Source organism: Undibacterium pigrum (assembly GCF_003201815.1).
Classification (GTDB): Bacteria; Pseudomonadota; Gammaproteobacteria; order Burkholderiales; family Burkholderiaceae_D; genus Undibacterium; species Undibacterium pigrum.
Window position 1 is genome coordinate 73,334 of the sequence record NZ_QJKB01000014.1, and the last position, 6,852, is coordinate 80,185.

7 protein-coding genes are annotated in these 6,852 nt (G+C 48.9%); 5 read left to right on the forward strand and 2 right to left on the reverse strand.

The annotated features are described in order from the left end of the window. Positions 1 to 78: 78 nt before the first annotated feature. The 5 genes from DFR42_RS25445 to DFR42_RS25465 all read left to right on the forward strand — a co-directional run bounded on the left by DFR42_RS25445 (position 79) and on the right by DFR42_RS25465 (position 4,737). Positions 79 to 1,917 carry an HSP90 family protein gene (locus DFR42_RS25445; RefSeq protein ID WP_170133679.1) on the forward strand — a complete coding sequence of 613 codons (1,839 nt, stop codon included), beginning with the start codon at positions 79 to 81 and terminating at the stop codon, positions 1,915 to 1,917. After that, a complete protein-coding gene (locus DFR42_RS25450) occupies positions 1,908 to 3,050 on the forward strand; it encodes a tetratricopeptide repeat protein (protein ID WP_110257877.1) in 1,143 nt (380 codons plus the stop codon). The genes DFR42_RS25445 and DFR42_RS25450 overlap by 10 nt, the downstream gene beginning before the upstream one ends. A 149-nt stretch (positions 3,051 to 3,199) precedes the next feature. After that, the gene (locus tag DFR42_RS25455; RefSeq protein ID WP_110257878.1) at positions 3,200 to 3,679 is read left to right on the forward strand and encodes a hypothetical protein; all 480 of its coding nucleotides are present in this window, start codon (positions 3,200 to 3,202) and stop codon (positions 3,677 to 3,679) included. 114 nt (positions 3,680 to 3,793) lie between these two features. Next, positions 3,794 to 4,009: a hypothetical protein gene (locus DFR42_RS25460; protein WP_110257879.1), complete on the forward strand. Its 216-nt coding sequence runs from the start codon at positions 3,794 to 3,796 to the stop codon at positions 4,007 to 4,009. 107 nt (positions 4,010 to 4,116) lie between these two features. Next, complete coding sequence (locus DFR42_RS25465) at positions 4,117 to 4,737, forward strand: DUF2238 domain-containing protein (protein WP_110257880.1); 621 nt, start codon at positions 4,117 to 4,119, stop codon at positions 4,735 to 4,737. A gap of 57 nt (positions 4,738 to 4,794) precedes the next feature. Here DFR42_RS25465 and DFR42_RS25470 read toward each other — a convergent pair whose 3' ends face one another. Together DFR42_RS25470 and DFR42_RS25475 are read right to left on the reverse strand one after the other, a co-directional pair. After that, positions 4,795 to 5,121, reverse strand: coding sequence for a hypothetical protein (locus DFR42_RS25470; protein WP_110257881.1), 327 nt, complete (start codon positions 5,119 to 5,121; stop codon positions 4,795 to 4,797). A gap of 137 nt (positions 5,122 to 5,258) precedes the next feature. Next, the gene (locus tag DFR42_RS25475) at positions 5,259 to 6,401 is read right to left on the reverse strand and encodes a hypothetical protein (protein ID WP_110257882.1); all 1,143 of its coding nucleotides are present in this window, start codon (positions 6,399 to 6,401) and stop codon (positions 5,259 to 5,261) included. Between the last annotated feature and the right edge of the window lie 451 nt (positions 6,402 to 6,852).

A 6,852-nucleotide genomic window follows, 5' to 3' on the forward strand; every position in this document is an offset into this window, starting at 1 on the left:
GCTTGGGCGATAATGATGTCGTCTTATGCCCGAAAAAATGCAGCTATTTATTTTCCTTACTCTCAAAGTACAGCCCACATGCTGAAAGAAGCCCCGACCATGGAACACCGTTTCCAGATCAATCTTTCTGGTTTGATCGACCTGCTATCCAATCACCTGTATACACGCCCCGATGTATTCGTGCGTGAGCTTTTGCAAAACGCCAGTGATGCCATGCAGGCCCGCACACGTCTGGCGAAAGAATTTTCTGGCAGCATAGAATTGCATGTTGATGATGACATGCACGCTGTGAAATTTGTCGACAACGGTATAGGCCTGACTGAAGATGAGATGCATCGCTTCCTGGCGGTGATCGGTGAGTCATCCAAGCGTGGTGTATGGGTGGGGCAGGCGCAAGATTATATAGGCCAGTTTGGCATAGGCTTGCTGGCCTGCTTTATCGTTGCAGATGAAATTGAACTGGTCAGCCGCTCGGCCACCAGCCCGGATGCACCGGCATTGCGCTGGCGCGGGCGGCCAGATGGCACTTATGATATTGCCGTGCTGGATGAGGAGTTGCCGCCAGGAACCTCGGTCAGACTGGTAGCCAAGCCAGAGTCGCGTGCCTTGTTTACTGCAGACAAAGTGTTTGCAGCGGCCCGTTATTATGGTGGCGTATTGCCCTGGCCGATACAGGTCACGCACAAGGACAACTCAAAGGAAGTGAATGACAGTGAACGCACGCATAGCTTCCCATGGGATGCGTCGCACCTGCCAGTATCAGCGCGCAAGACTTTCCTGATGGAGTTTGGCCGCCGCAGCATGAATACAGCATTCTTTGATGCTATCCCGCTGGTATCAGAAACCGGCGGTGTGAACGGTGTAGCCTATGTGCTGGAACGCACACCCGCACATAACAGCAAAAGCAAGCACCGGGTTTATCTCAAGCGCATGCTCTTGTCTGACAGTGTAGAAAACCTGTTGCCGCCCTGGGCATTCTTTGTACAGTGCGTCGTCAATTGCAGCGAGTTGCGCCCGACTGCGGCGCGCAATGCTTTTCACCAGGATGAAAAACTGCAAAAGACCCAGGAAGAACTGGGGGCCTGCCTGCGCAATTATCTGGTTGACCTGGCCAAACGTGACCCGGCACAATTGCAAAAACTCATGGCCTACCATCACATGACACTGAAAGCCCTGGCGCTGGAAGATGATGAATTTTTCAAATTGTTTGCTCCCTGGTTTCCTATAGAAACCAATTACGGGCATAGCACCCTGCAAGTTTATCTGGAACGCAACCAGCGCATATTGTGTACTGCTGGCGTCGACGCCTTCCGGCAAATCGCCCAGATCGCTGCAGGGCAGGGTATTGATGTCATCAATGCTGGTTATGTATATGATGCCGATCTGATGACAAAATATGGTGAACTGTTTCCACTAACGCCTGTGCGCTTTGTCGAGCCTTCTGACATAGGCCATCAACTGCAAAACCTGAGTGATGAGCAGGAAGCGCGACACCAGAACTTCATGCAACTGGCGCAAAGCGCGCTGGATGGCTTCGCCTGCACCGCCAAGCTCAAAGTATTTGAGCCTGGTGATCTGCCTACCTTGTTTGTCTCCAATCGCGATGCCAATATCAGCCGGCAAATGACCGTCAGTACCGAGCATGTGGACGATTTGTGGAAAGACATCGTGACCCAGGTCCAGCAGGTAGAAAACAGCGAAATTTATTTTAACTATGGTAACGCCCTGGTGCGTCGCCTGATACAACACCCCGACGCCTCACTGGTACAGCGCATCGTCCAAATCCTGTATGTGCAGGCTTTGTTGATGGGACATTACCCGCTCAGCAGTCGAGAGCTGAGCCTGATGAGCGATGGCTTGTCCGGCTTGCTGGAATGGAGTTTGATGGGAACTGGAGAAAAACCGACATGGCACTAGAAAATACTACCGAGGCTGCACTCGCCCGTTCCCTGATTGCACAATCCGAGGAATTTGACCATGGTTCCTCAGAAAAAGCAGACCTGCTGGATCGCGCGGTGATTGCAGCCGACCGTTCTGGTTCTGTTGCCGTGCAATTCGAAGCGCGCAATGAACGCTTGACTGAGGCCGTCTTTAGTGGCGAAGACGAGCTTGCGCTGGCCTTGTTCGCCTGGTGCCAGCATATTACCGATACCCGGCCAGATATCATCAACCAGACTTCCATACTCTGGCCCAGCAAATGGATACTGCCGATGCTGCCAGAATTTTCACGCATCAGCCAGAAGCAGATAGATGCCATTGGTGCGGATATGGCTAAACGGTTTGAAGCACAGAATCTCAGCCGTCGCCCGGTGCATGCCAAGCGGTCTGAAGTGTATGCAGTACAGGGTAAGATGCAGCAAGCCAGGGAGTTTTGGGACAAGGCAGTTGCAGAACCACGTGACAGATATGCTGATTGCGCTGCCTGCGAACATAGTTATTCTATCCGCCTGCTTGCACAAGAAGGCCGCTATGAAGAAATGATCGCCGCTGCCCAGCCCATACTTGATGGTGAAATGTTTTGCAGTCAGGTGCCGCATATTGATTTGCCGCAGATCATGCTCGCCCAGTATGCTTTAGGGCGCAAGGATGAAGCCCGCGATTTGTATAAACGCAGCTATCGCCTGGTACGTTCAAATATGGACTATACCCAGCTGGTTGCCTTGCTCATCGAATTCAAGGTGGCAGAAAACGAATTGAAAGACGCGGCCGTGGTCGCTGTGCGTCATTTACCTTGGCTGGTCCAGATCAAACCTGACAAATTGAAGATGCACTATATGCGAGCCCTGCATTGCCTGTTGCTGGCAATTGCCGACAACGCCAAAGTTAAATCCTTGCAGGTAACAGAATGGCTCATTTCCCTGCTGGATGCGCTCGAAGGTGTATTCGAGGCCGCGCCGCAAAACGCTGATCCTGCGCTCAGGGTGACGCTGCTCACCAGTCAGATAAGAAAAGCTGGCATGACAATCACAGCCAGTCTGGATGCCCGTAATGCCAATGATTATTTCAGCAGGCAATGGCACGCCCCCGCATTTACTTATGTAAAACCATAAACAAGCGTTGACGAAGAGGGCAGTCGGGGCTGGCTTTGTTTATGCCCCTTTCAAGCTTAAAGCCTGCTGTCACACATCACTGGAGTAAAGCCCGGCTCTGGTCATCACATCCATGATGATGGAGCGGGATATCGCCATGCTCGCGCAAGATGCGTCAAATTAAAAAGAATAACAAGAAAGTGTTGAGGATGGAAATAACGGGAACAGACTATACCTATTTTGCCAATATCGATCCAGTAGAGATAGAGCTGGCATTCGTAAGAAAAATCAAGAAATTCTGGCCGCAACCTGTCATCGAAGTATGCGAACGTGACGATGACGGCGTAGAAATTTTTTTCGCCAAAGATGCAGAGATGGATTTCGGGTTTGCTACATCTGGTTATTCATTGAATGAGGACGGAGAGGGATGTTTTATGTTTTATTGCAGGAAATTCCCGCTCTTGCAATGTGAAGCATTGCTAGGAAATGTTGCTGCACCCGATGAAATCAAAGACATAGACAATTATTCTTCAACGCTGGTTTTAAATAATATTTGGGAGTACACACTGGTATTGCCGGGTTTAAGAGAAAAATCTGATTTTTCCATGCGCATACATCAGTCTTTTGTGGGCTTGCTGGCACCTGCATAGCTCAGGTGGCAAAGGCGCATGACAATTGTCATATGATATTGCTGACACACGCTACTTATGCAGGGCGACAATTATTCGTACACTTCAGTCTCGATCAAATTCTGAAAGACAGTCATGCATGAAATTTTCTTTAGCCCCTATGTCGTCCCTTTGGGTGCATTCTGTGTTGCTATCGTCTACAAGCTTTGTCATGTATGGAGTGCAGCACAAAAGCAGGAAGCCGACATGCAGCAGCGCACTCTTGAGCATCAGGAGAAAATGAAATCCATGGAACTGGAAATTGCGCGAGTCAATGCAGGGGGCACAGTGCCTGGCAAGTATCCGGCTTGAGCAGGAGCTAAGCTGCAGGAGCTAAGCTGGCAGGTGTGAAACTGCACCTGCATCATGTTATAGTCCCGCCACTCAGTAGCGTCTCAATAACATCTCTGCAGCATTCAATGACACACAGTAAGTCCTTTTCCTTCATATTTGCTCTCGCCGTATTTGCCTTAAGCTGGATAAAGCCCGTCTGGCCCTATGAGCAAGCCTTGCATAGTTCACTGACCGTGCTTGGCTTCATTGGACTATGTTACTACGCCAGGAAATATCCCATCAGCGATACCAGCTTCCTGCTGATCTGCCTGTTCATTGCTGCGCATTGTGTCGCCGCCAGATGGTTGTATTCCAACGTACCCTATGACGCCTGGATCAAATCATTGACAGGTTTTTCCCTGCAAGCCAGCATGGACTGGAAGCGTAATCATTTCGATAGATTGATACACTTCCTCTACGGCTTTTGCCTGGTGCCCGCATTGATAGAATATTTCCAGCACAAGTACACACCCAGGCTTGGACATTGCATGACTCTCGCATTGGCCGCCATCATGGTCAGCAGCCTTTGTTATGAATGGTTTGAATGGCTGATCGCCATCACCATGACAGTAGAAGATGCCGAAGCTTACAACGGCCAGCAAGGTGATATATGGGATGCCCACAAAGACATGCTGGCCGCAACCCTGGGGGCATTGGTGTGGGTGCCGGTGTACCGGTATGGCAAGAAAGCTGGGGAATGGGGATAGCCGTGAGGCCAGCCTGCAAAATGCCGGATGCTCAGAATGGTTTGCAAGCCTCGGGTATCAACGCAGTAAGGGCAGCGATATAAAGAACGGTACACATGCGATCAATACCAGAAAAATTGTCAGGACGGCGCTTTGACGAAAACCCAGATCGACAGCATTTTTAATATATGCGCCTGTCAATCCAATGGGGACCCCAAGGTGAAGAAGACCTGCCAGTAATAACTCTTCAGTTCCTTGCAATGGAAATGTATTCCAGGCTTTCCAGAACATCATGGCCATCAAAGGCAGTTGTACAATGCTACCCCAAAAAACAATGCGGCCATCGCGCGTATGCCTATGCGCCCGCAGAGTTGCAAGGATTGGTACTTTGTTGGGGTTTATCATTTGCCTGGAGCCTCACGGTAGATTTGATACTCAAGGATAACATCTCACAACTTCACGAAAACTACAGCCGCGGCAAATTATTTCGAGGATAAGGGAGTAATTTTCGCTTTCCCTCTTTATCCTTGCCGCCCTGCAGTTTAAAAAGTCTTTTTCAGCGCATTGCTTATGCTGTTTTTGGCTGCAGCATTGAAAAAAATGATGTAATCCAGGCGCGTTGTCGTCGTCACCAGCAAACCGTTTTCAGGAGCACGGGAATAGGTGTCATAGTAGTCCATGCTAACTTTAGATCCGGCACGTGACAGCTTGCCCATGTATACCTTGCCATTTAGCTCGAAGAAAGTTTGATAAATTTTATCGACAAGCTTTTCGTACACTGGTGCTATCGGTGAGTTGCTAACCCACATCGTTACTCCACCGACGCTGGTAATTGTCCCATCTCGCATAAAATAAGTGATGTTAGACTTTCTGATACCCTTGGACAAGACAGTTTGCAAGTTATCGCCTTCCGGGCATGAATTGACCGGGACGGTGAAGACGACGCTTTGGTAGCAATCTTGCACAGTGTAGAGATCGTTCAATTGTCTGGCAGAGAATTTCAGATAGGCAGACCCTGGCAAATACGCTGCCTGGCTATTCTTATAGCGCAGAAAATCGAGCAAGTCAGGATTGGCTGCCATGGCTTCTGCATTTGTGTTGACCAGGCTACCAATGAGTTCCTTGCTACTGACATTCTCCAATTGTATGGAGTAGACGACAGTTTTATTGTCATTCGCCAGTTGATCCTTGCGTATGTTGTCGCCGCTATAGTAGTAGCGAAAACTGTCGAATTGAGGCTTCTCATAGTAAACGATCTTGCCATCAACCAGATAGGTACCGGATTTAATGGATGGAGTAGTCGCGACCTCATTGTATCCATCGAATAACGAGGCTCTGAGTGGCTGGGCACCGAAATTGAGAGGGGATGCCGGGATGCTCTGATTTGACTGGCTAGTTGCTTTATTGATGATTGCACTGCTGTTGAAAATTTGATTCCTGCTGTTTTTCTCAACATCATCGAAGGAAATATAGAAGGTATAGTACCAGGCTCCTCCGTTGCTACTCAGAAAGAAATTTTCAAACAAACGCTGGCTTTCGCTCAAGCTGCTTGCGCTTGTAGTACCTGAATTGCCCGAAGCATTGCCGCCACCCGTAGTGCTATTAGCTGTGCCACCGCCGCCACCTCCACAAGCCGCCAGAATACCAGCCAGTGACAAACCCATTATTTTGCGCGTCAGAGCCATCAGAATTTTCTTTCGATTAAATTTTTATCAGGGCAGCATTATAACCGCTGTGTTTTGATTTATTTGCTGGAAATGGGAGAGAGCGCATTGTCGTAGGTTGGGCTACGGGGTATCAGCCCAACACTCGGTGTTTAAACAAGGTATATGTTTATCAGATGCGAAGTGCGGAAAAACATGTCGAGCACTTGTGATGCCTCGAAAGAAGGGGGGGCTATATAAGTTGATTCTGGGCGTTAAAGGAGAACTTCGCCAAGCGGATATCACATTACGATTTGGTTATCGCGCTTTTGAAAACTAGACGTGTTTCAAAGTTTTACATGCGTACGATTACGTTTCACTAATCGTACCTACTCGGGCTAATCGTACCTTGTATTATGACGCTTTCGGTAGTTATTCGTTAATATAGCTACTAACAAGTTCTTGGTAGGCATATCAAGATCGAGTGACTGGA

What these genes read in the sequence shown, in the direction of transcription:
- DFR42_RS25475 (WP_110257882.1), bottom strand. Translation starts at nt 6,401, where the DNA reads ATGGCTCTGACGCGCAAAATAATGGGTTTGTCACTGGCTGGTATTCTG.
- DFR42_RS25455 (WP_110257878.1), top strand. Translation starts at nt 3,200, where the DNA reads ATGCGTCAAATTAAAAAGAATAACAAGAAAGTGTTGAGGATGGAAATA.
- DFR42_RS25460 (WP_110257879.1), top strand. Translation starts at nt 3,794, where the DNA reads ATGCATGAAATTTTCTTTAGCCCCTATGTCGTCCCTTTGGGTGCATTC.
- DFR42_RS25445 (WP_170133679.1), top strand. Translation starts at nt 79, where the DNA reads ATGCTGAAAGAAGCCCCGACCATGGAACACCGTTTCCAGATCAATCTT.
- DFR42_RS25450 (WP_110257877.1), top strand. Translation starts at nt 1,908, where the DNA reads ATGGCACTAGAAAATACTACCGAGGCTGCACTCGCCCGTTCCCTGATT.
- DFR42_RS25465 (WP_110257880.1), top strand. Translation starts at nt 4,117, where the DNA reads ATGACACACAGTAAGTCCTTTTCCTTCATATTTGCTCTCGCCGTATTT.
- DFR42_RS25470 (WP_110257881.1), bottom strand. Translation starts at nt 5,121, where the DNA reads ATGATAAACCCCAACAAAGTACCAATCCTTGCAACTCTGCGGGCGCAT.